The sequence below is a fragment of the Pseudomonas cuatrocienegasensis genome (genome assembly GCF_900110925.1).
Classification (GTDB): domain Bacteria; phylum Pseudomonadota; class Gammaproteobacteria; order Pseudomonadales; family Pseudomonadaceae; genus Aquipseudomonas; species Aquipseudomonas cuatrocienegasensis.
In genome coordinates this window covers 79262-101421 of sequence record NZ_FOFP01000001.1, presented here as the reverse complement: position 1 = coordinate 101421, position 22160 = coordinate 79262, and the positions used below count along the sequence as shown (strand labels likewise).

26 protein-coding genes are annotated in these 22160 nt (G+C 61.7%); 12 read left to right on the top strand and 14 right to left on the bottom strand.

Annotated elements, in window-relative coordinates; all coding sequences use genetic code 11:
• Positions 1-29: 29 nt before the first annotated feature.
• Positions 30-506, top strand: coding sequence for a hypothetical protein (locus BMW49_RS00550; protein ID WP_069517054.1), 477 nt, complete (start codon positions 30-32; stop codon positions 504-506).
• A gap of 218 nt (positions 507-724) precedes the next feature.
• On the opposite strand, the gene BMW49_RS00545 is transcribed toward BMW49_RS00550, so the two are convergent.
• Complete coding sequence (locus BMW49_RS00545) at positions 725-913, bottom strand: DUF1289 domain-containing protein (RefSeq protein WP_069517055.1); 189 nt, start codon at positions 911-913, stop codon at positions 725-727.
• Entirely contained in the window at positions 897-1229 is a 333-nt protein-coding gene (locus BMW49_RS00540) for a hypothetical protein (protein ID WP_069517056.1), read from the bottom strand. Before BMW49_RS00540 ends, BMW49_RS00545 begins: the two co-directional genes overlap by 17 nt.
• A 195-nt stretch (positions 1230-1424) precedes the next feature.
• On the opposite strand from BMW49_RS00540, the gene BMW49_RS00535 reads away from it, so the two are divergent.
• Complete coding sequence (locus tag BMW49_RS00535) at positions 1425-1973, top strand: hypothetical protein (RefSeq protein WP_069517150.1); 549 nt, start codon at positions 1425-1427, stop codon at positions 1971-1973.
• A gap of 432 nt (positions 1974-2405) precedes the next feature.
• On the opposite strand, the gene BMW49_RS00530 is transcribed toward BMW49_RS00535, so the two are convergent.
• The gene (locus BMW49_RS00530) at positions 2406-2630 is read right to left on the bottom strand and encodes a glycine zipper 2TM domain-containing protein (protein WP_069517057.1); all 225 of its coding nucleotides are present in this window, start codon (positions 2628-2630) and stop codon (positions 2406-2408) included.
• Between the two features lie 358 nt (positions 2631-2988).
• Between BMW49_RS00530 and BMW49_RS00525 the strand changes: the two genes are divergently transcribed.
• Complete coding sequence (locus tag BMW49_RS00525) at positions 2989-3765, top strand: cytochrome b (protein WP_069517058.1); 777 nt, start codon at positions 2989-2991, stop codon at positions 3763-3765.
• 165 nt (positions 3766-3930) lie between these two features.
• Positions 3931-4404 (top strand): MarR family winged helix-turn-helix transcriptional regulator, encoded by a 474-nt coding sequence (locus BMW49_RS25410; RefSeq protein ID WP_069517059.1) that lies wholly within the window; start codon positions 3931-3933, stop codon positions 4402-4404.
• 197 nt (positions 4405-4601) lie between these two features.
• On the opposite strand, the gene BMW49_RS00515 is transcribed toward BMW49_RS25410, so the two are convergent.
• Entirely contained in the window at positions 4602-5345 is a 744-nt protein-coding gene (locus BMW49_RS00515; RefSeq protein WP_069517151.1) for a class I SAM-dependent DNA methyltransferase, read from the bottom strand.
• 337 nt (positions 5346-5682) lie between these two features.
• Between BMW49_RS00515 and BMW49_RS00510 the strand changes: the two genes are divergently transcribed.
• Entirely contained in the window at positions 5683-6774 is a 1092-nt protein-coding gene (locus BMW49_RS00510; RefSeq protein ID WP_069517060.1) for an SMP-30/gluconolactonase/LRE family protein, read from the top strand.
• 323 nt (positions 6775-7097) lie between these two features.
• Complete coding sequence (locus BMW49_RS00505) at positions 7098-7787, top strand: GNAT family N-acetyltransferase (protein WP_069517061.1); 690 nt, start codon at positions 7098-7100, stop codon at positions 7785-7787.
• Between the two features lie 39 nt (positions 7788-7826).
• On the opposite strand, the gene BMW49_RS00500 is transcribed toward BMW49_RS00505, so the two are convergent.
• Complete coding sequence (locus BMW49_RS00500) at positions 7827-8462, bottom strand: UPF0149 family protein (protein ID WP_069517062.1); 636 nt, start codon at positions 8460-8462, stop codon at positions 7827-7829.
• Between the two features lie 211 nt (positions 8463-8673).
• On the opposite strand from BMW49_RS00500, the gene BMW49_RS00495 reads away from it, so the two are divergent.
• Both BMW49_RS00495 and BMW49_RS00490 read left to right on the top strand, forming a co-directional pair.
• On the top strand, positions 8674-9021 hold the full coding sequence (locus BMW49_RS00495) for a cupin domain-containing protein (protein WP_069517063.1): 348 nt from the start codon (positions 8674-8676) through the stop codon (positions 9019-9021).
• 382 nt (positions 9022-9403) lie between these two features.
• Positions 9404-11413 carry a peptidase U32 family protein gene (locus BMW49_RS00490; RefSeq protein WP_069517064.1) on the top strand — a complete coding sequence of 670 codons (2010 nt, stop codon included), beginning with the start codon at positions 9404-9406 and terminating at the stop codon, positions 11411-11413.
• A 186-nt stretch (positions 11414-11599) separates the two neighbouring features.
• Here the strand turns inward: BMW49_RS00490 and BMW49_RS00485 are convergent, their stop codons facing one another.
• Positions 11600-12088, bottom strand: a complete 489-nt coding sequence (locus BMW49_RS00485; RefSeq protein ID WP_069517065.1) for a DUF2938 family protein — start codon at positions 12086-12088, stop codon at positions 11600-11602.
• Positions 12089-12161: 73 nt separating this feature from the next.
• Between BMW49_RS00485 and BMW49_RS00480 the strand changes: the two genes are divergently transcribed.
• A complete protein-coding gene (locus tag BMW49_RS00480; protein ID WP_069517066.1) occupies positions 12162-12596 on the top strand; it encodes a helix-turn-helix domain-containing protein in 435 nt (144 codons plus the stop codon).
• A gap of 205 nt (positions 12597-12801) precedes the next feature.
• Here BMW49_RS00480 and BMW49_RS00475 read toward each other — a convergent pair whose 3' ends face one another.
• From BMW49_RS00475 to BMW49_RS00455, 5 genes are all read right to left on the bottom strand, one after another.
• Complete coding sequence (locus tag BMW49_RS00475) at positions 12802-14115, bottom strand: methyl-accepting chemotaxis protein (protein ID WP_069517067.1); 1314 nt, start codon at positions 14113-14115, stop codon at positions 12802-12804.
• 237 nt (positions 14116-14352) lie between these two features.
• The gene (locus tag BMW49_RS00470) at positions 14353-14961 is read right to left on the bottom strand and encodes a DJ-1/PfpI family protein (protein WP_069517068.1); all 609 of its coding nucleotides are present in this window, start codon (positions 14959-14961) and stop codon (positions 14353-14355) included.
• 105 nt (positions 14962-15066) lie between these two features.
• Positions 15067-15333, bottom strand: coding sequence for a DUF2798 domain-containing protein (locus BMW49_RS00465; protein WP_069517069.1), 267 nt, complete (start codon positions 15331-15333; stop codon positions 15067-15069).
• A 301-nt stretch (positions 15334-15634) separates the two neighbouring features.
• Entirely contained in the window at positions 15635-15946 is a 312-nt protein-coding gene (locus tag BMW49_RS00460) for a hypothetical protein (RefSeq protein ID WP_139133798.1), read from the bottom strand.
• Positions 15947-16053: 107 nt separating this feature from the next.
• Positions 16054-16299, bottom strand: coding sequence for a hypothetical protein (locus BMW49_RS00455; RefSeq protein WP_069517071.1), 246 nt, complete (start codon positions 16297-16299; stop codon positions 16054-16056).
• Positions 16300-16456: 157 nt separating this feature from the next.
• Between BMW49_RS00455 and BMW49_RS00450 the strand changes: the two genes are divergently transcribed.
• The gene (locus tag BMW49_RS00450) at positions 16457-17614 is read left to right on the top strand and encodes a zinc-binding metallopeptidase family protein (protein ID WP_069517072.1); all 1158 of its coding nucleotides are present in this window, start codon (positions 16457-16459) and stop codon (positions 17612-17614) included.
• Between the two features lie 81 nt (positions 17615-17695).
• Positions 17696-17911: a hypothetical protein gene (locus BMW49_RS00445; protein ID WP_069517073.1), complete on the top strand. Its 216-nt coding sequence runs from the start codon at positions 17696-17698 to the stop codon at positions 17909-17911.
• Positions 17912-17918: 7 nt separating this feature from the next.
• Here BMW49_RS00445 and BMW49_RS00440 read toward each other — a convergent pair whose 3' ends face one another.
• Both BMW49_RS00440 and BMW49_RS00435 read right to left on the bottom strand, forming a co-directional pair.
• Positions 17919-18803 (bottom strand): EamA family transporter, encoded by an 885-nt coding sequence (locus BMW49_RS00440; RefSeq protein ID WP_069517074.1) that lies wholly within the window; start codon positions 18801-18803, stop codon positions 17919-17921.
• Between the two features lie 88 nt (positions 18804-18891).
• Positions 18892-19713 carry an inositol monophosphatase family protein gene (locus BMW49_RS00435; protein ID WP_069517075.1) on the bottom strand — a complete coding sequence of 274 codons (822 nt, stop codon included), beginning with the start codon at positions 19711-19713 and terminating at the stop codon, positions 18892-18894.
• Between the two features lie 121 nt (positions 19714-19834).
• Between BMW49_RS00435 and BMW49_RS00430 the strand changes: the two genes are divergently transcribed.
• On the top strand, positions 19835-20569 hold the full coding sequence (locus BMW49_RS00430; RefSeq protein WP_069517076.1) for a sulfite exporter TauE/SafE family protein: 735 nt from the start codon (positions 19835-19837) through the stop codon (positions 20567-20569).
• 11 nt (positions 20570-20580) lie between these two features.
• Here BMW49_RS00430 and dgt read toward each other — a convergent pair whose 3' ends face one another.
• The gene (dgt, locus tag BMW49_RS00425) at positions 20581-22065 is read right to left on the bottom strand and encodes a dGTPase (protein ID WP_090390810.1); all 1485 of its coding nucleotides are present in this window, start codon (positions 22063-22065) and stop codon (positions 20581-20583) included.
• Between the last annotated feature and the right edge of the window lie 95 nt (positions 22066-22160).

Sequence of the window (22160 nt, the reverse complement as noted above, 5' to 3'; positions counted from 1 at the left end):
CTTCACCTTGAAATAACGGATGCCATTGCATGTATTACCCACGAGAAGAAAAAAGAGACTTCCTCACCACGCTTTCCACCCTGTCGTTGATAGCGATCGTGCCCCTCGCCATTCTCGCGCTCTTGAGCAACCACGGCGCGACCTCGCTCTTCATGCTGCTCGGCAATCAGCAGGCACAAGCCAGCATTACCGAGATACACAACACGCCCAACTCCGATCTGAACATAATCACCTACCGCTATGACGCTGACGGCATATCGTTCACGGATACCTACACCCAGAACCGGCAGCACGACCCCGCTGCATATGCCATCAACGACACAATCCCCCTGATCCACTCCACGTGGGCACCGTCGGTCAAAATGACACAAGCCGCTTACGATGCCAGCGGTACAGATGCCAAAATCTTCCTAGGCTGCACAACAGCGATCCTCCTGTTGCTGGGCCTGTCTTTCTTTGCCTTGGTGCGACAGAGAAAGCATGCAGCAGAAGACTTTTATTATTAAAAACTCAGGAGCTCTGATGCTCGGCATCACATGTGTCGCTGACACCTTTCAGGCGTTTCTGGGCGACCTGCAAGTTAATTGCGCACCTGCCCTGCCCCAGCTATCCAAACTACGTAATGGCTTCGAGGGCTGGCTCAAGATCGGGCTTTATCTCTGGCTGACTGAGCAAGTAGCCCTGGTGGATGAAAAGAGCGTCATCCACCCTACGAGACTACCCATTAGCCCTTGCCTTTCTTCTTGGCAATCGCCTTCATCCGCGCAGCAGCCTTCTGCACGGTGGCCATTTTCTCGGGCCGTTTCATACCGCGCCATTTGCGGATTTCTTCGCGCGTGCGTCCGCAACTGACGCACAGCTCGCTGTTGAGCTGGCACAGCGATACGCAGGGGTTCTCAATGTCCTTGGCCACGTTTGCCCCTCTGCGGCTGCTCGACCGCAAACGCCACGTGCTCGGCGATGCAGGACACGTGGATGCCCACTTCCTCGAACGCCGCCTGCGTCAGTTCAAGCATGCTGGCCTTGTCCGGGCTGGCCAGAGCCCGCGCCTTGGTGGCCTCGCTATCGAACATCCAGGTGACAATCAAACTCTGCGGAAACTGCGCGTAGTCCACCTCATGGGTGAGCCACTGGAAGCCAACGATTTCGCTTTTTGCCGTTTCGCAGGCGCCGGTCAGGGTGCGGATCAACTCACGCTCGATGCCTGAGAATTTTCGTTTCGACGACATTCATAAGCCCATAGAAGCTGAACGGCTAAAGCATACGACTTTACCCGAAAACCCTTTCTGCAAACCCATTCTCGGGATACGGGATTAAGCTGGCCGGTTGCGTATTCGCGTCAGCGATTGCAACGCGCCAGGAGATAGGGCAGCATCCAGCCGCTTCATGGCCATATGCCACAACCAATACCAGTGAAGGGACTCATGAAAAAACCAAAAGCCGATTTCGATTACATCTGCGAGTTATTGGAGGCGTTCTTCAAACAACGCGCCTTGCGCAAGTCATTCCGGATCATCTTCGAGCAAGAAATCACAGGCTGGGAAGTCTGGTTTCAGGTCGAGTTCGCTCGCTTCCTGGCAGAACACCCAGGCACGCCGGAATGGAGAAGAGAACTCACCTTCCAGTTTGATTACCGACGAGAAAGCGTTCGCTCGTCCCTCAAGCCCGACTTCATAATCCGCAAGAAAGGTTGGGCAACCGACCGATATGTTGCCTTAGAAATAAAGCAGCACGTTAACTTGGGAAACTGCGTGTCGAACATGATCGAAGATCTGGAGAAGGTTGCCAAAATACGCAAATCCCAGATAGATCTGCGCTCCTATTGGGCGCTTGGGATCTTCCAGACAGATCCTGATCAGAGTGTCGAAGCCATCGTTGCAGAAAAGCTGCAGAACAGTGGTCTCGAGTATCATGCGAGCGTCTCGTCAGTGACCAAGATACCTCGAACGCCTTTCAGCTACGTCCTGTTCTAATGCCACTGGCTTCATTGCACATTACGGCGGTGGGTATCAGTTTGTAGCGCTGCTGAGCGCCGGTAACACGCGTTACAAAGGCGCCCGCCGTTTTATCAAGAGCCCGTCTTTCGAGGCTCACCCTTACCCACTCGCTGCGCCGCCACCCGAGTCCCTCAAAGCCCCAAGTGCTGCAGATGGTGGTGCTTTACTTCAGCGATATCGGCCCGCTGTGAGCGACAGATCATTTTCCTTTCGACCCAGCTTCTGCTGCCGCTGGGTCTGGCGTATATCTATTGCAGGAATAAAAGGCATTCCCAGCGATTCCTGGCAAGCGGCCAGCTTCTCTAGCGCTCTGCACGCGGCGGCCTGCGAGAGAGCAGAGAGGCAAAAGCCTAGGGCTAACTCGCCAACCTGCGAGCAGCCAGTAGCGAGGGCTCAGCGCCCATCAGCTCACTTCTTTTTCTTATCGTCCTTGCCTACTTCGTGACCAATCACCCCGCCGACTGCCGCACCTAAACCGGTGCAGAGCACTCCGCCGCAGAGCAGGTTCCCGGCAACCCCGCCCACCACAGCACCACCAGCGGTGGTCTTGTCTTGGTGCGACATGTTCGAGCAACCGCTCAAACCAACGGTGGCAAACACAAGACCGGCGAACAGCAATTTGGACATACCCATGAGCGTGACTCCAATGCACCGCCTTATGAAATGCTCCGGCTAAGTTGCCCGATTCCATAGACGGCAGATGGCCATTGTGGGCTGATTGTGGGCCGGCGTCTGATAAATCATTCGGCAGGCTAAAACCGAACCTGACAGCCATAGCACTGCGCCATGTCGTGGGAATGCCTCCTAATGGGAAGGGACTTTACGACCGCCCACAAAAATAATCGTTCACAACGACTATTGTCGTGAACTACTATATTGCCTCAAGCCCTAGCTTCCGGGTGTTGCCGGCGCAGTACCTGACGGAAGGAGAGCTCGCGACGCGCGACCACTCAGGCCCACGCGTCTCCAAACTTACATTGAGGAAAATGCCATGCCAAAATCACTCCACTCCAACGCTCTCGACAGCTCGGGGGCACCTGAAACCACTGCCTTTCATCCCTCCATCCGTACCCTGCATTGGGCCATGGCAATCGGCTTCGTACTGATGTGGTTGACGGGGGTGCTGGTGACTAATATCGAAGGAGTGCCTTATTTCGTCGACGGGGATCGCCAGGGGCTCATACGTGACCTGCATAAATCCATTGGCTTCACGCTGCTCGCGCTGCTGTGTCTCCGGCTGGGGTTGAGGCTTTGGCACAAGACTCCGGCATTGCCGACCACGATCTCACCAAGCGGTCGGAAGGCCGCAAAGGCTGGGCATATTGCTCTCTATGCTGCTGTGGTTCTCGCGTGCGTAACCGGGTTTGCCATCGCCGATCTGCATGAGTACGGCAACGCTTACTTTGGGATTGAACTTCCGCAGATTTTCCCCACTCGTGAACATGTAGCGGGATGGGCTGTGACTCCATGGTCTTACATAGCGCATGCTGTCCTGGCATACGGGCTTCTGGCTTTGGTCGTTGGTCATGTAGCCGCCGTGTGGCTGCACGCCCGCTCTCATAAGGTCGATTTACTGCCCCGTGTGCTGTCACGTGCAGGCAAGAACCCTCGACCTGTGCTGACCCGAATTGTGCTCATCGCTCTGTGTATCTCGGTGGTTGTCACCGCGCTTGCTGTTCGTGGCTTCGTCACGCTCGGTCAACTGGAGGAGCCGCGTGATTACAAACAGACGACGCCATTCTCCAAATCTGCGGAGGTGATGCCCTAAGGGCGACGGGTATGACTGACGATCATTCGCCAGATTCCGGGGTGTACCGAGGGTGAGTTTGCCCCCGCCTCCAGCGCGACTCTTTGGTGGATGGCCTGGCGAGAGCGCTGTAGCATCTGACCGACGCAGAGAATCGTCGGTAGAAGAAAGCCAAGAGAGTTATCAATGAACGAGTTCCAAACCCCTAGCCTGGTAGCAACCGAGACGGGCAAGCTACTTGAGCAAGAGGTCTACCTCAATTTGGTGCGAACGACTGAGGAGGTCAGGCTTCCACTAACGGACCTGTTGGCGGGGTTCGGTTTGTCAGGGAAGCAATACAACGCACTTCGTGCCATACGCCGCAGCGGTTCCGAGGGGGAAACGCCGAGCGGGATCGGGACCCAGATGGCGGAACCGCGCGCAGATGTAACGCGGTTACTGGATCGTCTGGAGCGAGAGTCGCTCATAGAACGTCGACACGACCAAAAGGATAGACGCGTCGTTCGGGTTCTCCTGAGCGAGCGCGGCCAAAGGGTGCTGGCCGATATAGACGAACCGCTGCTGCAACTTCACCGCAACCAATTCGCACACATGCGACGGGAGGACCTGGAGGCTCTATCGCGCCTCCTTGTCCTTGCCCGGACCTCTTCTGAGCCTTGACACACCACTGCGCAGGAAATGGATACGAGACAGCACCAGTGTTCGCTGCCCGCCTTTACCGACCTAGCACGGCCTTCAGGGGCCAGCAGTGCTTGCCCCTTCCAGAGACAGCTCAGGGCTGACACTCCATAGATAACCGGGGCTACCCCCGGCGCAGATAAGGTATGCCGAAGGCGGGGCGTAGAGCAGTTATGCCCTCAACGCTTCACACAGACAAACAACGCATTGCCGGCCTCGGCATCCCAGGGCGTGAGCTTTTCATAGTCGTGGGCCAGCATGTGCACCTCAAAGTCGGGCGCCAGTAGCGCCTGCAGTTCGGCAAAGCTCACCGCGACCATGGGGTGTTCGTCGTGCCAGACCTGGGTGTGCGCATCCACTGTGCGTTCGATGCGCAACCGGAGCGATTGCTGCTCGCCCTCGCCGGCGTAGTGCCAACCCGAACGGAAGCTGAACAGGCCGTCGGCGTGTTGGGCGGTGTGTGCGGCGAAGGAGGCGTTGTCGATGCGGCCTTTGTCGACGGCGTTGAAGCAGAACACGCCACTGGCGGCCAATGCGGTGTGCACGCTGGCAATGCAGGCCTTGAGCCGCTCGATGCCCGCGCTGTAGTGCAGGGAATAGAGAAAGCAGGTGATCAAGTCGACCGGCTCGGCCACGCTAAAGGCGCACATATCCTGCCGGGAGAATTGCGCCTCAGGGCAGCGCAAGGCGGCGCGGTCCAGCATTGGTTGGTTGATGTCGAGGCCAGCGCTTTGGTAGCCGGCATCGGTGAAGTGGCGAACATGCGGCCCGGTCCCGCAGGCCAAGTCCAGGTGGCGTTTGCCGGCATTGCCAAACAGCTGCTGCAGCCGATGCACGCAGTGGCTTTGCGCCTGGTAGTCGATATCGGCACACATGAGGTCGTAGTAACCCGACAGGTCGGTATAGAGGGCGTTGCCGGGCATAGTGACCTGGTTTTTAACGGCGGGATAAGGGCGCGCATCATAGCCCAAGCCGGCACTGGAAGCCTTGGCAGTGGCGCCAGCACCAAGGTCTGGGACAGTACGCTCTACAGCGTTGAGCAAGTGGCTATTCTCCGTTACACCCCAAAGTCATCGTACGACATAACTCGCTAGCGGAAGTCATACACGCAGCGTTTAAGCCCAACTTGTAAGGCCAAATCCCATTAGAGCGAATGCCCTGCGCCATAGCAAAGCGGCACTATTCCCAAAGTTGTCATACATCGTATAAGTTATTTGCACCGCATCCTGCGGTCCAACAAGAACAATAAGGACACTCACGATGAACGACGAACAACGCCCTGCCGGCTCACGCCGGCAATTTCTCAAGCACTCCCTGGCCTTTTCGGCGGCGGCAGCCGGCATTGGCTCGCTGCTGCCGCAACTGGCGCGCGCCACAGAGCCGCTGAATCTGCGCTACCCCGACCCGTCGGTGGAGATTCTGGATGACAGCTTTCTCGACCTGCGCCTGTTCAACGCCAGCGTAGAAAAGCTGGCCAGCGGGCTACGCTGGGCCGAAGGTCCGGTATGGGTGGGCGATGGCCGCTACTTGCTGCTCAGCGACATCCCCAATAACCGCATCATGCGCTGGGACGAGATCAGCCAGTCGCTGGGCGTGTACCGTGAGTCTTCGAACTTTTCCAACGGCCTGACGCGCGACAACCAAGGGCGCCTGATCGCCTGCGAGGGCTCGACCAACGAGGGCCTGGGTCGGCGCATCACCCGTACCGAGCCCGACGGCAGCATCACGGTGCTGGCCGACAATTACGAGGGGAAACGCTTCAACTCACCCAACGATATTGTGGTCAAACGCGACGGTTCGATCTGGTTCACCGACCCACCCTTCCAGGCCGGCAACGAGTACGAAGGCCATAAGATCCAGATCGAGCTGCCCCATGGCGTGTACCGCATCGACGGCCAGAGCCTGAAGGTCAGCCGCGTCATCGATAACCTCGCCGGCCCCAATGGTCTGTGCTTCTCGCCAGACGAACAAAGCCTCTATGTGGTGGAAGGTCGGGCCAAGCCCAACCGTCTGGTGTGGGCCTACCCCGTCAACACTGATGGCACGCTGGGCGAGCGACGCACGCATATCGACGCCGGCGCAACGGGCGCGGTCGACGGCATCAAGTGCGACGAGGCCGGCAACCTCTGGTGTGGCTGGGGCAGCAACGGCTCCCCCCAGGGCAAACCGGAAGAGCTGGATGGCGTAAGGGTGTTCAACACCCAGGGCAAAGCCATCGGCCACATTCGCCTGCCGGAACGCTGCGCCAACCTGTGCTTTGGCGGGTTACAGGGCAATCGACTGTTTATGGCCAGCAGCCACTCGATCTATTCGGTCTACGTGAATACGCGTGGGGCGACCTTTATCAAGTGATGCGCCCGGCACACCGGCTGTCGGTGCCACAAGCCTCGCGCTAAGGCGAGGCGCCGATGCTTTGGGTTGGAGCCGCGCCCCCGCGGCGAATGCCATGGGCAACACCGAAGTCACTGCATGGCTGCAATCGATTCGCCCCGAGGCGGGGCTCCTACCCTGCATGCGATGTCCAGTCCGGACATCGCCACCAAAAACGTGCCGCTCAAAAGCTCGGCACGAAGCGACAGCCAATCCGCGCTGGCAGCGGCGCTGATAAGACGCGGGCGTTACAATGGCGCCCTCGTCCATTGCCCTGCCTGGGTACGCCTGGAGCCAACGTTTCGATGTTCACCCTTGCCCATTTGAATACCCCGCCGCCCGAGTCCCTGAAAAGTCAGGTGCTACAGATGGTGGTGGATTACCTAGGCGACATCAGCCCGGTGTCGCTGACGCCCAGCAACCCGCTCTATCAGCTGTACCAATATGTGATTGGCTACGAAGTGCACCTGTATCTGCAGGCCATGGACGCGGCGCTGAATACCACCGCACAGCTGATCCTGGCGCTGGATGATCAGGACCCGTCTCAGGTACTCGGCTTCGCCCTGTACCTGCCAAGTGAGGATGACCCCGAGGCCTGCACCCTGGCTTACATGGCCGTGCAGGCCAGCCACCGCCGGCGCGGCATCGCCCGGGCCATGCTGCAGCAGATGGTCAGCCGTCGCCCCCATGCCGAACTGGCCTGCGTGGCAAGCAAGGTGCCGACCTTCGAGGCCATGGGCTTTCAGGTACTGGCGGCGCAAGGGCCACAGGTGTTGATGAACACCCGCCGCCAGCGCTCGGACGGCCTGGTGGCGGTGCAGGACCTGGCACCGATCTACCAGTCTCAGGAGGTGCGGCAGATCCACGCCTACCTGCTGCAGCAGCACGGCAAGAAGGCCATGAGCGAGGCAGAGAAACAGCGCGACCGGCGTCTCGACCAGCTGACCCTGCAGGCCCAGGCACTGGTCAAAGAGCGCTTCCCGACGATCCACTGAGCCCGGTCAGCCTGCGCGCATTCGCGCGCAGGCGTCAGCTCACGGCATGCAGCACTGCTTGTGTTTCTTGCCGCTGCCGCAGGGGCACGGGTCGTTGCGCCCGACCTTCGGCGCCTCGCGGCGGATCGGCTCCAGCGGCTCACGGCGCGCCAGCCAGTAGGCGTGCAGCTCGATGGCGGACGCTTCGACCAGCGCCAGCGCGGCTTCGCGCTCTTCGTCGCTAAAGCCGTCGATCACGGCTTGGCCTTCTTCGGAGCAATGCAGCGCAATCACCGCCAGCAGTTCGGTCAGCTCGTCATCCTGCTCGTCGTCGACCCAGCCGCCCAACTCGGCACCGCGCATGTAGCCGAAGCACCAGGCCTCAACGATGACCTGCTCGTCCTCGTCGATCAGAAACAGCGCCTCATAGTCCTCGGGCGCGTGGCTCAGGGTTTGCGCAGCATGGTTCATCAGGTCGATGGCCAGCTGCATAAAGCGCTCAGCCTCTTTCTGGCTCTGCCAGCTCGGCTCGTGCCCCTCGCCCCAGATCGCCGAGTACCAGACGCTCGGCGCAATCATCTTGGGGCCGGAGACAATCGCGGTGAGAAAGCCATCCAGCTCGCTGGCCGTGGCAATGGACTCCTCGCTGCCGTACTGGCTTAACCACTTATCGATCTGCTCAAGCTCTTGCTCCACGTCTTACATCCTCCAGGTCAAGGACACAGGCGCCAAACCAGCCCCTGCAAAAGGCACCAAGCCTACACGATTACAGTCGCCATTCCGTAGCAGCGCCGAACGGCTGAACGGTGTTACGCGAATGAACATCCCGATGTCGAATCCAGACCGCTGCCCCGCCAACCGCTGCTCTATGGTGACGATCCTTTAAGTCTTTCAGCGGAGCACCCCTATGGCCAACCCACCGATCACTGTCCTGCGCGACACTCAGCCAATGCCTGTTGTTGATGCCTGCAAGTGGGAGCGCATTGGGGGGGATCCGCACACCGTCAACCTCAATGCCTACACCTCCGATGACGGCAGCAAGATCATGGGCACCTGGATCTGCACCCCAGGCAAATGGCGCGTCGAGTACGTGAAGTGGGAGTACTGCCACTTTCAGGAAGGCTACTGCATCATCACCCCGGATGGCATGGCGCCAATCCACCTCAAGGCCGGCGATATTTTCGTGGTCGAGCCCGGCATGAAGGGCACCTGGGAAGTCGTCGAAACCGTGCGCAAGTATTTCGTGTTCGCCTGATAGGTCGCCGCGCCTGCCAGGCAGGCCCACGGCCCGACCCTGGCGGCCAACGCCTAGTGCCGCGACACGAAGCCAATGTTGGTCAATCCCAGGCTGCGTGGGAGGGGTCGGGCGGCGCTCCGCTGGGCGGCATCCCGCTTTAGCCGCGAACTCTTCGCGGCTAAAGCGGAGCGCCGCCCGGCCCGTCCCACAACAGCGAGCCTCACGCGCATCCAGTTTGCTGCGCGACAGCGCGACGTCTGGACGACGGGGCATCTCCTACAGCCAGGCTCAGCCTGCAATCGCGCCCTGACACGCCGCCACTGATCCGGCAGGGTGCCGCCTTGCCTTCAGGCGGCTACAATGCACGCCTTGCCCGTGCCGCCTGATAAAAGAAACCGCCATGTCCCTGCCCAAACACCACCTGGAACTGCTCAGCCCCGCCCGCGATGTGGCGATTGCCCGCGAGGCCATCCTGCATGGCGCCGATGCCATTTATATCGGCGGCCCGAGCTTCGGCGCGCGGCACAACGCCGCGAACGAGGTGAGCGAGATCGCCGGGCTGGTGGAGTTCGCCCGCCGCTACCACGCGCGGGTGTTCACCACGATCAACACCATCCTGCATGACGATGAGCTGGAGCCGGCGCGCAAGCTGATCCACCAGCTCTACGACGCGGGCGTGGATGCGCTGATCGTGCAGGATATGGGGGTAATGGAGCTGGATATTCCGCCGATCGAGCTGCATGCCAGTACCCAGACCGATATCCGCACCCTGGCGCGGGCCAAGTTTCTCGACCAGGCCGGCTTCTCCCAACTGGTCCTGGCGCGCGAGCTGAACCTGCAGGAAATCCGTGCGATTGCCGACGAGACCGACGCGGCCATCGAGTTCTTTATTCACGGCGCGCTCTGCGTGGCCTTCTCCGGCCAGTGCAACATCTCCCACGCGCAGACCGGGCGCAGCGCCAACCGTGGTGACTGCTCCCAGGCCTGCCGTCTGCCCTACACCCTCAAGGATGAAAAAGGCGGGGTGATCGCCTTTGAGAAACACCTGTTGTCGATGAAGGACAACAACCAGAGCGCCAACATCCGCGCCCTGGTCGAAGCCGGCGTGCGCTCGTTCAAGATCGAGGGCCGCTACAAGGACATGGGCTACGTGAAGAACATCACCGCCTATTACCGCCAGCGCCTCGACCAGGTGCTCGAAGACCGCCCCGACCTGGCCCGCGCCTCCAGTGGCCGCACCGCGCATTTCTTTGTGCCCGACCCGGACAAGACCTTCCACCGCGGCAGCACGGATTACTTTGTCAGCGAGCGCAAGATCGATATCGGCGCCTTCGACTCGCCGACCTTTACCGGGCTGTCAGTGGGCCATGTGGAGAAGGTCGGCAAGCGCGACCTGATCGCCGTCACCGATACCCCGCTGTCCAACGGCGACGGCCTCAACGTGCTGGTCAAGCGCGAGGTCGTAGGCTTTCGCGCCAATATCGCCGAGCTGAAAGCCGAGTTTGAAGAGGACGGCGCGCCGCGCTACCGCTACCGCGTCGAACCCAATGAGATGCCCGCTGGCCTCAGCCGCCTGCGGCCGAATCATCCGCTGAGCCGCAACCTCGACCACAACTGGCAGCAGGCCCTGCAAAAAACCAGCGCCGAGCGCCGCATTGGCGTGAGCTGGCAGGTCGAACTGCGCGAAACCGCGCTGCAACTGACCGCCACCAGCGAAGAAGGCATCAGCGTCCAGGTCGCCCTGCCCGGCCCGTTCGGCCCGGCCAATAAGCCGGAACAGGCACTCGACGGCCTGCGCGACCTACTGACCCAGCTTGGCACCACCATGTATCACGCTCAGGGCGTCACCCTGGACGCACCGCAGGCGTTCTTCGTGCCCAACTCGCAGCTCAAGGCGCTGCGCCGCGAGGCCATCGACCAACTGACGGCTGCGCGTGTGGCGGCTCACCCCCGTGGCGGACGCAAGGCAGAGACCGACCCGGCGCCGGTGTACCCGGAGGCGCATCTGTCGTTTCTGGCCAACGTCTACAACCACAAGGCCCGCGCGTTCTACCATCGCCACGGGGTGCAGCTAATCGACGCGGCCTACGAGGCCCACGAAGAGGCCGGCGAAGTGCCGGTGATGATCACCAAGCACTGCCTGCGCTTCTCCTTCAACCTGTGCCCCAAGCAGGCCAAGGGCGTGACCGGCGTGAAAACCCGCGTCGAGCCGATGCAATTGGTGCATGGCGACGAGGTGCTGACCCTCAAGTTCGACTGCAAACCCTGCGAGATGCACGTCATCGGCAAGATGAAGGGCCACATCCTCGGCCTGCCGCACCCCGGCAGCGCCGCGACCCAGGTGGTCGGCCATATCAGCCCGGCCGATCTGCTTAAAACGGCGCGGCAGAAGCCGGGTTACAGCCACTGAGCACACGCCATGCACGGCGCCTAAGCCAGCCTAGTGTCGCGACACTAATCATCTTTCGCTTTTTGTAGGAGCGAATTTATTCGCGATAAATCGTTAAGGCACTGCAGGCGTCGCGGTTAAAGCGAAGCGCCGCCTGGCCCCTCCACGCAGCTTGGCATTGACCGATATTTGATGCGAGATGCCACCCTAGAATGCGGCCAGCAGCATAGCGGCCAGGTATAGTCCAGCGCCGAACAGCAGGTGGGTAACCAGCGCGCGTAGCCGGACCTGGCGCGGGTTCGCCGTGCGTGCGGCGGCGATGCCCATGCCGAATGCCGGCTGCATCACCAGCAGCGGTGCCGCCACCGTGAGTGCGCCGAACAACAGAGCCGGCCAGAGTGTCGGCCGCTGCAGCCAAGGCGCCCCGACCAGCAGCAGAAACAGCCCAGCGAACGCCAACCCGATCAGGTAGTGAAACGCCCAGCCCAACGCCCGCTCGCCTGCCACCGCTGGCGCCTTGCCAATGGCTCCATGACGAAAACGGCCGTGGCGCATATGCCCGAGCCAACGCCCGACCAGGGCGTAATCCAGCGACGGCACGCCCAGCAGCCTGCGCCGCAGCAGCGCCCAGACATCTATGCCAAGCGTGGCGCCAGCCCCCAGAATAATCACCTGCATGATGTTCTCGACTGTCATAGCGATCTCCCTCTAACCTGTCTGATAAGCCTTCTTCAGCAGGCTACGGGTTCAAGTCGACTTGAGGTCAAGCATGAAAACGCTGGATATCGGGCAGGTCGCGCGCTGGTCCGGTTTGCCGGCCTCGACGCTGCGTTATTACGAGGAAAAGGGGCTGATCCGCTCCATCGGCCGCAGTGGCCTGAAGCGGGTCTTTGCCGAGACAGTATTGCAACGCCTGGCGCTGATTGCGCTGGGACGCACGGCCGGGTTTGCCCTGGAGGACATCGGCGCGATGCTCAGCGCCGAAGGCGGCCCGGCCATCGACCGGCAACAACTGAGCAGCAAAGCCGATCAACTGGACCAGACCATCAAGCGCCTGTCCGCCATCCGCGACGGTCTGCGCCATGCTGCCGCCTGCCCCGCCGACAACCACCTGCACTGCGCCACCTTTCAGCGCCTGATGGCGGCTGCCAGCAAGCAGATGGCCAATGGCAAACCAGGCCCCACACCACCAAACAAAGACTGAGGGCTTGAGAAGCGTCACGGCCGGGGCTATTTCATGGCTATGGCACCGTTATGTACTGCATGCTGTCGATGCTTCCCGCCCCGGGGCGAATCGACTGCAGCCATTCAGCGGTATAACAGGCAGCACACACGTCGCGCCGGGGCGGCGCTCCACAGACGTTGCGTCATGGCGTGCGTGCGGCTGCAACAAGCAACGGCGACATCGCCTATTTCAACTGGTTGGCGAAGCGCTCCACCGCCGACAAGACCTGCTTGGCACCCTGGCGTATTTCGACGATCACGGCACCGGCCTGGTTGGCCAGTGCCAGCCCGGCCTCGGCCTGCTCGCGACTGCTGGCCATGTCATTGACCGTCTTGTCGACGAGTTTCTGGTTCTGCTGCACCACACCGACAATTTCTTCGGTCGCCTGACTGGTGCGACTTGCCAGCTGCCTGACCTCGTCGGCCACCACCGCAAAACCACGGCCCTGCTCACCTGCACGGGCCGCCTCGATGGCCGCGTTAAGTGCCAGCAGGTTGGTCTGCTGGGCGATACCGCCAATGGTCTGGACCATGGTGTTGATCAGCAGCGACTGCTTGCCGAGCGCCTCGATACCGGCCGAAGCCGAGCCCATTTCTTCGGCAATGCGCTGCATGGTCTGCACCGTATCGGTGACCACCTGCGCACCCTGCTGAGCGCTCATGTCGGTCTTTTGCGAGATCTCGTAGGCGATGCTCGCCGCATCGTTGACCTCCTGCTCACGGCTAACCTGATCGGTGACGGCAGTGGCGAACTTGACCACCTTGTAGAGCTTGTTCTGCGTGTCGTACACCGGGTTATAAGTGGCCTCCAGCCAGATCTCGCGGCCATGGCTGTCGACCCGCCGGAAACGACCGGCAACGAACTCACCACGGTTGAGCCGCTCCCAGAACTGCACATACTCGGGCGTGTTGCTCTCACTGGGGTAGCAAAACAGGCTGTGGTGTTTGCCTTTGATGCGCTCGAAGCTGTAGCCCATGGCATCGAAGAACTGCTGGTTGGCCTTGAGCACATGGCCTTTCAAATCGAATTCAATCACCGCCGTGGAGCGCAGCAGAGCTTTGATGAAATCCTCGTTCTCCCGCGCCTTGTCCACAGCCGGAGTGATCTCGCTACCCAGACACTGAATCTTCTCCAGGCGCCCAGACGCATCCAACATCGGCTGCCAGCACGCCTGCAGCCAGACCATAGGGCCGTCAGCATGAATAAATCGGTAGTGATCATGTACCGACTTGCCGGCCTTCACCGCCGCCCGAAGGTTATGAAAACAGGGCAAGTCCTTCACATAACTTGGTACCAGCTCACTCATCGGCCGACCGATCAACTGCTGGCGCGTATAGCCAATGAAGGCGACAAAGTTGTCATTGCACTCAACAATCCGGTAGTCCGAATCGACGGACAACATAATCATTTCCGCGTCTATGCCGGACAGCATCTGCCGCAGCATTGATAATTCGGCATCCTTGGCCTGTATCTCTTTCTTCAACCGGTTACCGAACATCGTCTATCCCCACACTACTGATATATAGCTATCGGCTATTAAGGCCTTTCTTGCAGTCTGTCTTCGCAAAAAACCTAAAAAATCGGCCCAATGGCACTCACACGACAGCTAGCTTACTAGAGCCCGCGAACCTGCCGTTGGCTAACAGACAACGAACGCTGCGCAGCCACTGTTGAGCACCTGTAGCCTGGATGGAGCGCAGCGATACCCGGGAGATGGCACCTGCCCCGAGGGCCGCTAACTACCCGGCAGGTAGGCCTCGATAGCACCGAACGCCCGTTCGATGTACTCGAGTTTCTCACCCACGGGCGCGACGTAATGCAGTGCCTCGGTGGCGGCTTCGCGCCCGACCAGGCGCGTGATCGTCCAGGCGGCGAGATAGATCGATGCCAGGCAGCCGCCCGCCGTGGCCAGGTTGCCGCGGGCGAAGAAGGGTTGCTCAAGTACCTCGACACCGGCTTCCTGCACCCAGGGTTTACTGGTGAGGTCGGTGCAGCCAGGAACCCCCTCGAGCAAGCCCAGCTTGGCCAGCAGCAAGGTGCCGGAGCATTGCGCGCCGAGCAGTTGGCGTTGCGGGTCGAGTCGCCCCAGGGTCTGCATGATGACGGCGTCCTGGGCGATTTCGCGGGTTTTGATACCACTGCCGACCAGCACGGCATCGAAGGTTTCGATGCCATCTAGCGACACCTGACGTTGCAACTGAACCCCATTCATCGAGGTGACCGTAGCACTCGGCGACGCCAGCGACACGCGCCAGCCCGGCTGTTTGATGCGGTTGAGAATGCCGAAGGCAATCAGCGAGTCCAGTTCGTTGAAACCGTCGAAAGTAAGGATGGCGATGTGCATGGCAAGCTCGGCTGTAGGGTCTGCCTGCATTCTCGGTGCGGCGCGATGTCGCGAATAGACACAGTCACGCCCCGCGATAGCCATACAGACACCTGACAACGCTCGTTACGGCCCCGAACGAACCGTCAAGCGCACCAGCATCATGACCACCGGCCGCACGAACAGCACACAGCAAAACGCGACCGGCATGGCCAACTGATAGGCCTTGAGCACGCGCAGCAGGTAGCCCTCGGTAAAACCGGTGTTGGCGGCGGTGATTACCAAGCACATCAGCAACGCCATGATGCCCGACATGAAGAACGCGAACGCCACGGGGGTGAAGTGGGCGGGCAGCTTCCAGCGGCCAGATGTGGGTGGTGTCGACTCGGGCATAACGGCTCCTGCGGGGCGAAAATCAGGCGCGGACTTTAACGGCCAGGAAAAGGCGGCGGTAGAGGCTGGCCGATTTTAAATCGCGAGACTTGGGGCCTGACACAACTAATACGTCGCTCTCTGTAGAACGGCGGCACCCAACCTTTATTCAGGCTAATCCCTGAAAGCGCTAAAGCGCAATGCCGCCCGGCCCCTGCCACGCAGCCTGGCATTGACCGACATTTGATGCATTACGCGACACTATGCCAGCTCCGCTTCAGCCGCGCGCTCAACACAAGGCCCGCAGAAGCGGGCCTTGGGGTTAACGACGGTAATAATGATGGCTGCGACCAGGCCGTTGAGGGTATGCCTGCACGGGCACCGCCACATACTGCACCGGTCTGTAATGCCGCGGCGCGGGCGCATAATGCACCACCCGTTTCGGCGCCTTGTAGGCCGGCCGCTGATACCGATGGCGATCATCACGATCCTGGCTGAACGCCACACCAAGCAAGGCGCCCACCGCAACACCGGCGATCACCGGCACCACTACATTGCGATCCGCCGCCGAAGCGGCGCTGGCAGCCACCAGGCAGGCGGCCAACACAGCGACCTGAGTCATTCGTCTGAACATGGATGTCTCCTCCTACCCGGGAACTACTCCCCGGTACAGATAAGACACCCTGGCTCAGTCAAACGGTGTCAGTGCTGCGTAAACACTGGGTAAAGCCCGGGAACGCGTCAGAGCGCATTGGGCTCGAAAATCAGCTCACCGGTGTCGCTGACTTCCATCACCTTGGTCAGCGCCGCTTCGGCGATGGCATCGGCCTCGGAGGCGAAGTGATAGTGTTTACCGGTGCTGATGGCATGGATACGCGCCTTGTCGTCGGTGCCACGGCGCTTGATGGCGATCACCGGTTCAAAGGCATTCTCGACCGGAACGGCCGATGAGATCGCTTCATAACGGGCAAAGTGCTTACGGGCCATGATGGTCTCCATCTCAAAGGGTGTAAGAGGTGGACAACGTCATCGAGCAAATGCTCACTGATGACTGCGACCTGCTGCCAAACGGTTGCGCCGCAAAACAACTGGAACTGTACTGCCCCCTGTTCGCTCTACCACCCACCCGCTTGTGAGACCTGCCATGCACCCGTTCTTCAGTGCCCTTGAACAGCGCGTTGCCGACCCTGATCGGCGTATCCGCAGCCCCAGCCAGAAGGCGGTGAGCCAGTGCACCTGCGGCCAGGCGATCTTCTTTCGCAACAGCCAGTGCCTGGCCTGCGAGGCAGCGCTGGGCTATGCGCCCGAACGCGGCGCCGTGCTGACGCTGAGCACGACCGATGGCGAGGCCTGGCGCATCGCTGACGAAGTAGACGGGCCGCTGTATCGGCGCTGCGCCAACCTGCACAGCGCAGCCGGCTGCAACTGGCTGCTGCCGGCTGGCGATGCCGACCCGCTGTGCCTGGCCTGCCGCCTCAACCGCACCATTCCCGACCTGTCGGTGCCGGGCAACGATCGCCGCTGGGCGCGTTTCGAGGCGGCCAAGCGGCGCCTGGTGGCACAACTGCTGACCCTGCAACTGCCGGTGGTCAACCGTGACGAAGACCCGCAGCACGGCCTGGCCTTCGACTTTCTGGGCACCGATATCGACGGCAGCACACCGCTGACCGGCCACGATCATGGCCTGATTACCCTGAACATCGCCGAGGCCGACGACGCCCACCGCGAACAGGTGCGCGTGCAGATGCGCGAGCCCTACCGCACCCTGCTCGGTCACTTTCGTCATGAAGTTGGCCACTACTACTGGGACCGGCTGATCGCCGACAGCCCCTGGCTGGACGCCTGCCGCGCGCTGTTCGGCGATGAACGTGCCGACTACGGCGAGGCCCTGCAGCACCACTATGAAACAGGTGCGCCCGCCGACTGGCAGGCGCACTTCGTCAGCGCCTACGCCAGCATGCACCCCTGGGAAGACTGGGCGGAAACCTGGGCCCATTACCTGCACATGATGGATACCCTGGACACCGCCCTGAGCCTGGGCATGCGCGCCGGCGACATCGAACTGGACTTTCAGCCCTATACCCACGAAGCCCTGTCCGAACCGGGCGACGCCCAGGCCGACGCCTTTCTGCTGCTGGTCAACGCCTGGATCGAATTGGCGGCGATGCTCAACGAACTGGCGCGCAGCATGGGTCAGCCTGACCTTTACCCCTTCGTGTTGCCGCCCGCGGTAATTGCCAAGCTGCATTTCGTTCATCGGGTGATCTGTGCGACGGGCGATACCCGCTCATCGGCAACCTGAGACGAGCGAAAACAGCAGGCGACGCCGCGCAGGGCCACGCCTATACTGCGCGGCCCTTTCTCGGCGCCACGAGCACCCCGCATGAATACGCCCCCGCAGACCGACGCCACACCCACCGAGCCGCAGACCACCGCGAACGAGCCAACCACGACAGGCTTTGCCGCGCTGTTCGGCGCCGCCGCCCGCGCAGCCAAACGCAGCGATCAGCCCTTTCACACCAAAGGCTTGAAAAGCGGCCACGAGAAGAAGATCGGTCCAGCGCCGAGCGGTACTCGCCGTTCGATGGGTAAGCGCTGAGCAGCGGTCAAACCGCGAGCGGTCGCCAGCGTCGATACAGCCAACCGCCCGCCACGTTGACCAGCAGACCGAGCATCACCAGCGCGGCGCCCAGCCATTGCAGCGGCGCCAGGCGTTCGCCGAGCAGCAGCGCTGCCGAGCTGAGACCCACCACCGGCACCAGCAGCGAGAATGGCGCCACCTGGCTGGCCGGGTAGCGCGACAGCAGGCGGCTCCACAGCCCGTAGCCGAGCAGCGTGGCGCCGAACGCCAGGTAAGCGAGCACCAGAAAGGCGTTGAGGTCGAAACGCGCCAGGCTCTCGCCGATCAACTGCGGCCCCTCCAGCCACAGCGACAGGGCGAGAAACGGCAGCGGCGGCACCAAACTGCCCCAGACCACCAGCCCGACCAGGTTCACCTTGCCCAGGCGCCGGGTGACGATATTGCCCATGGCCCACATCGCTGCGGCGCAGAGCGTCAGCACAAAACCTGCGAGCGTCAGCACGCCTTCGCCCTCCAAGCCAATCAGCAGCAAACCGCCCGCCGCCACCAGCAAGCCGATCAGGTTCAGCGCGCGCAGCCGCTCACCGAGCAGCGCGGCGGCGAAAAACAGGGTGAAAAACGCCTGGGATTGCAGCACCAGGGAGGCCAGCCCGGCCGGCATGCCGACCTTCATCGCCGAAAACAGAAAGGCGAACTGCCCCAGGGAAATCGTCAGGCCGTAAATCAACAACCAGCGCACAGGGATGGCCGGGCGGCGCACGAAGAAGATCGCCGGCACCGCCGCCAGGAGAAAGCGCAGCGCACCCAGGAGCATCGGCGGCATGGCGTCCAGACCCAGGCGGATAACCACGAAGTTCAGGCCCCAGACGATGATCACGACCAGGGCCAACAGTAGATCCTTGGGCGACATGACGGTGGTTCCTAACAGGCGGTCTGCCATTAGAGCAAACCAACAGCACCCGCCGCCCATACAACAGAGCAACAAAACGCCGTAACAGTCAGGCGTCCAGGGACGGACCTATCAGTTCGGCCAACTGCTCATAGACGCCTGGGCAAGCCGCCAGGAAGGGATTACCTTCCAGCAGTCCATCATTACGGAAGAAGTCATTGATGCGCCCACCCGTCTCGGCCAACAGCACCACGCCGGCCAGACAATCCCAGCTCTTGAGATGCGTCTCGTAATAGCCGATCAGCCGGCCAGCTGCGACATAGGCAGTCATCAGCGCGCCCGAACCGTTGCGAAAGAACATGCCGCCCTCATCCAGCAGCCCCTGCACAAACGGTAGAAAGTTCTCCTTGCCTGGGCGATGGGTGGTGCCCGCGCCCACCACGCCTTCGCGCACATGCTGGGCCGGGTGCACCTGCAGCGGTGTGTCGTTGACGAAGGCGCCATGACCGATGCGGCCACGGAACAGCTCCTGGTGATTGGGGTCGGCAATCGCCCCCAAATAGGGTTTGCCGTCGACCATCAGGCCGATGGATACGCACCAGTTGTGCAGGCCGTTGACGAAACAGCGGGTGCCGTCAATCGGATCAATCACCCATACGCAGCGCGCCTCCAGATTGGCGTGACCGCCCTCCTCACCGACAAAACCGTCTTCAGGGAAGCGCGTCAGCAGCTCGGCGCGGATAAAGTCTTCGAGCGCCTTGTCGGCGATGCTGACCACATCCTGCATATCACCGCCCTTGTGCATCACCGTTAGCTCGTTGCGCGAACGGTAATAGGTCATGCCGCGTTCAGCGGCTGCCTGGGCCAACTCGCAGGCGGCGGCATAGCGGGCATCGAGGTCCAGGCCGAGTGGTTCGGCGGGATGGGACATGGGCACTCCTTGGATCGCTGGGGTTCGAGGGCGCCAGTGTGCCGACAAGTCGCCGCAGACGACAATGCCGCATCGCCAATGAGGTGCTAGTCTGCGCGCTTTTAGCGGGGCGCTTGAGCTGATGAGCTTGTCCGATTTACTGCTGTTCGCCTTGCCGGCGATCTTTCTCACCGGGCTGTCCAAAGGTGGTTTCGGCGGCGCCCTGGGCGGCATTGCCGTGCCGCTGCTGGCCCTGGCTACGTCGCCCAAGCAGGCCGTGGCGATCATGCTGCCGATTCTCTGCCTGGCTGATGTGGTCGGCCTCAAGGCCTACTGGCGGCGCTGGGACCTGGCCAACCTGAAGGTCATGATGCCCGGCGCGCTGATCGGCATCGCCATTGGCTCGCTGACCTTCGAGCTGCTCAACGAACGCATGATTGGCCTGATGATGGGGCTGATCGCGGTGTCCTTCGTCGCCCTTGGCGTATTGATGCGTCACGACACACCGCGCCCGCTGCACAAGGGTCGGGGCCTGGCGCTGTCGTCCGTGGCCGGTTTCACCAGCTTCGTCGCCCATGCCGGCGGGCCACCGGTGATGATGCACCTGCTGCCACAGCAGTTGGACAAGGTGCGCTACGTGGCGACCATCAACCTGTTCTTCCTGCTGACCAACGCGATCAAGCTGATCCCCTACACCGCCCTCGGCCAGTTCACCCAGGAGAACCTGCTGATGAGCCTGATGCTCGCGCCCATCGTGCCGTTCGGCGTATGGACGGGCCTGTGGCTGCAGTCGCGGGTCAACCACACCTGGTTCTACCGCATCGCCCGCCTGGGCATGCTGCTGGCGGGCGTGCAGTTGATCTGGCAGAACATCTGACCCCCACTCGTTCAGAGCGCCGACAAGGCGCGGTACTCATCCTGGGCATGCTGGTCGGTCATGCCGCTGATCATGTCCTGCAGCAGCCGGCAGCGGTGGTAGAAGGCCCACAGGTCGGCGTCCTCGGCGGGGCCGGCGTAATGGCGCAGCGCCTCGTGGTAGGCCTTGACCAGTTGGCTGGGCAGGCGCCGGGCGAGCATTTGCAGGTGCGGCTCGCTGCGGCAACGCCCTTCGGTCAGGGCCAGAAAGGTGTCCGGGTGGGTGCGCAGCAGCGGCGCGTAGAAATCCAGCAGGCCCTGCAAAATGCGGTAGCCCTGCAGCTGCAGGGTTTCCACCTCGCGGTCGCAGAACACCCACTCCATGGCCACGTCCTTGAAGGTCTGCACGATGGCGTGGGGCACGCTCTGGTCTTCCATCAGCGCGCGGTCGAGGGTGCCGTCGTACACCGCCTGCAGGTTGTCGATAAACTGTTGGGCGGCGTGCTGCACCAGCGGGTGGATCATGTTCACCCTTAGCCAGATAAAGAACTCGCTGACCTTATTGATCGGCTCGTCGCTGGAGCGCTTGTAGGCATAGTCAACCAGCTCGCGGAACGACTTGCCCTTGCCCGGCACCACCAGGTCGGGTGACTGGTGGCGGGCAAAGGTCTTGACCAGCAAGCCGGCCAGTTGCTCGATACTGAGGATGCCCTTCTCCACCGAGTCTTCGATGTCGGCCAAGCAATAGGCGATGTCGTCGGCTGCCTCCATGATGTAGGCCACCGGGTGACGGGTACCGTCGGCCAACTCCAGCGCCGCGCGCAGCTCGCGAACAAAGCCTTCCTCGGACAGGTAGAAGCCTGGCTTCTTGTTCAAATAGGCGCCGGGCGTGCCCTTCGCGGGCTTGGGCAGGTAGGCCGGGCGCACGTACTTGAGCAGGCCGGCGGTCTGGGTGTAGGTCAGGTTCATGCGCTGCAGGTTGACCACCAGGCGCAAGGCCTGGGCGTTGCCCTCGAAGGCCTTGAGGTCGATCAGCATGCGTGCGCGCAATTGCGCATCGCCTTGCCCGGCAGGGATCGCCGCGGCGAACAGCCCATCGAGTTCGCGCTCGAACCACTCGCCGATGGCGTATTCGCCGAAGTGGCCAAACGGTGGATTGCCGATGTCGTGCATCAGGCAGGTCATTTCCACCAGGCTTTCCAGCGCGCCGTCGAGGCCATCCAGGCCAACTTCAGTCGCTCGTGCCCCGAGCTGCTTGTACAGCGTGCGCACGATAAAACGCCCGGCCTGCTGCACTTCCAGGGAATGGGTCAGGCGGCTGCGCACCGCCGCATTGCGCTCCAGCGGGAAGACCTGGGTCTTCTGCTGCAGGCGCCGCACCGCGGCGCTGTGGACAATGCGTCCGCGGTCGCTTTCGAGTTGGTCGATCACCGCTGCGAGATCGTCCTCACGAGCGTTGCGGGGTGTCTGGGCACGGCTGTGGGGCCGCAGGCGGGAAACTTTGGTCTGAAAATCCATGGGCAGGCATCCGTTGCGTCGTGCAGCGAGCCTAACCCGCACTCCTTGCGTTTACCAGGCAGCGCCAGCCTGCGACACTAAAGCGTTGATTCAGT

Coding starts and splice junctions, on each gene's coding strand:
- BMW49_RS00550 (WP_069517054.1), top strand. CDS start 30: ATGTATTACCCACGAGAAGAAAAAAGAGACTTCCTCACCACGCTTTCC.
- BMW49_RS00540 (WP_069517056.1), bottom strand. CDS start 1,229: ATGTCGTCGAAACGAAAATTCTCAGGCATCGAGCGTGAGTTGATCCGC.
- BMW49_RS00535 (WP_069517150.1), top strand. CDS start 1,425: ATGAAAAAACCAAAAGCCGATTTCGATTACATCTGCGAGTTATTGGAG.
- BMW49_RS00530 (WP_069517057.1), bottom strand. CDS start 2,630: ATGGGTATGTCCAAATTGCTGTTCGCCGGTCTTGTGTTTGCCACCGTT.
- BMW49_RS00525 (WP_069517058.1), top strand. CDS start 2,989: ATGCCAAAATCACTCCACTCCAACGCTCTCGACAGCTCGGGGGCACCT.
- BMW49_RS25410 (WP_069517059.1), top strand. CDS start 3,931: ATGAACGAGTTCCAAACCCCTAGCCTGGTAGCAACCGAGACGGGCAAG.
- BMW49_RS00515 (WP_069517151.1), bottom strand. CDS start 5,345: ATGCCCGGCAACGCCCTCTATACCGACCTGTCGGGTTACTACGACCTC.
- BMW49_RS00510 (WP_069517060.1), top strand. CDS start 5,683: ATGAACGACGAACAACGCCCTGCCGGCTCACGCCGGCAATTTCTCAAG.
- BMW49_RS00505 (WP_069517061.1), top strand. CDS start 7,098: ATGTTCACCCTTGCCCATTTGAATACCCCGCCGCCCGAGTCCCTGAAA.
- BMW49_RS00495 (WP_069517063.1), top strand. CDS start 8,674: ATGGCCAACCCACCGATCACTGTCCTGCGCGACACTCAGCCAATGCCT.
- BMW49_RS00490 (WP_069517064.1), top strand. CDS start 9,404: ATGTCCCTGCCCAAACACCACCTGGAACTGCTCAGCCCCGCCCGCGAT.
- BMW49_RS00485 (WP_069517065.1), bottom strand. CDS start 12,088: ATGACAGTCGAGAACATCATGCAGGTGATTATTCTGGGGGCTGGCGCC.
- BMW49_RS00480 (WP_069517066.1), top strand. CDS start 12,162: ATGAAAACGCTGGATATCGGGCAGGTCGCGCGCTGGTCCGGTTTGCCG.
- BMW49_RS00475 (WP_069517067.1), bottom strand. CDS start 14,115: ATGTTCGGTAACCGGTTGAAGAAAGAGATACAGGCCAAGGATGCCGAA.
- BMW49_RS00470 (WP_069517068.1), bottom strand. CDS start 14,961: ATGCACATCGCCATCCTTACTTTCGACGGTTTCAACGAACTGGACTCG.
- BMW49_RS00465 (WP_069517069.1), bottom strand. CDS start 15,333: ATGCCCGAGTCGACACCACCCACATCTGGCCGCTGGAAGCTGCCCGCC.
- BMW49_RS00460 (WP_139133798.1), bottom strand. CDS start 15,946: ATGTTCAGACGAATGACTCAGGTCGCTGTGTTGGCCGCCTGCCTGGTG.
- BMW49_RS00455 (WP_069517071.1), bottom strand. CDS start 16,299: ATGGCCCGTAAGCACTTTGCCCGTTATGAAGCGATCTCATCGGCCGTT.
- BMW49_RS00450 (WP_069517072.1), top strand. CDS start 16,457: ATGCACCCGTTCTTCAGTGCCCTTGAACAGCGCGTTGCCGACCCTGAT.
- BMW49_RS00445 (WP_069517073.1), top strand. CDS start 17,696: ATGAATACGCCCCCGCAGACCGACGCCACACCCACCGAGCCGCAGACC.
- BMW49_RS00440 (WP_069517074.1), bottom strand. CDS start 18,803: ATGTCGCCCAAGGATCTACTGTTGGCCCTGGTCGTGATCATCGTCTGG.
- BMW49_RS00435 (WP_069517075.1), bottom strand. CDS start 19,713: ATGTCCCATCCCGCCGAACCACTCGGCCTGGACCTCGATGCCCGCTAT.
- BMW49_RS00430 (WP_069517076.1), top strand. CDS start 19,835: ATGAGCTTGTCCGATTTACTGCTGTTCGCCTTGCCGGCGATCTTTCTC.
- dgt (WP_090390810.1), bottom strand. CDS start 22,065: ATGGATTTTCAGACCAAAGTTTCCCGCCTGCGGCCCCACAGCCGTGCC.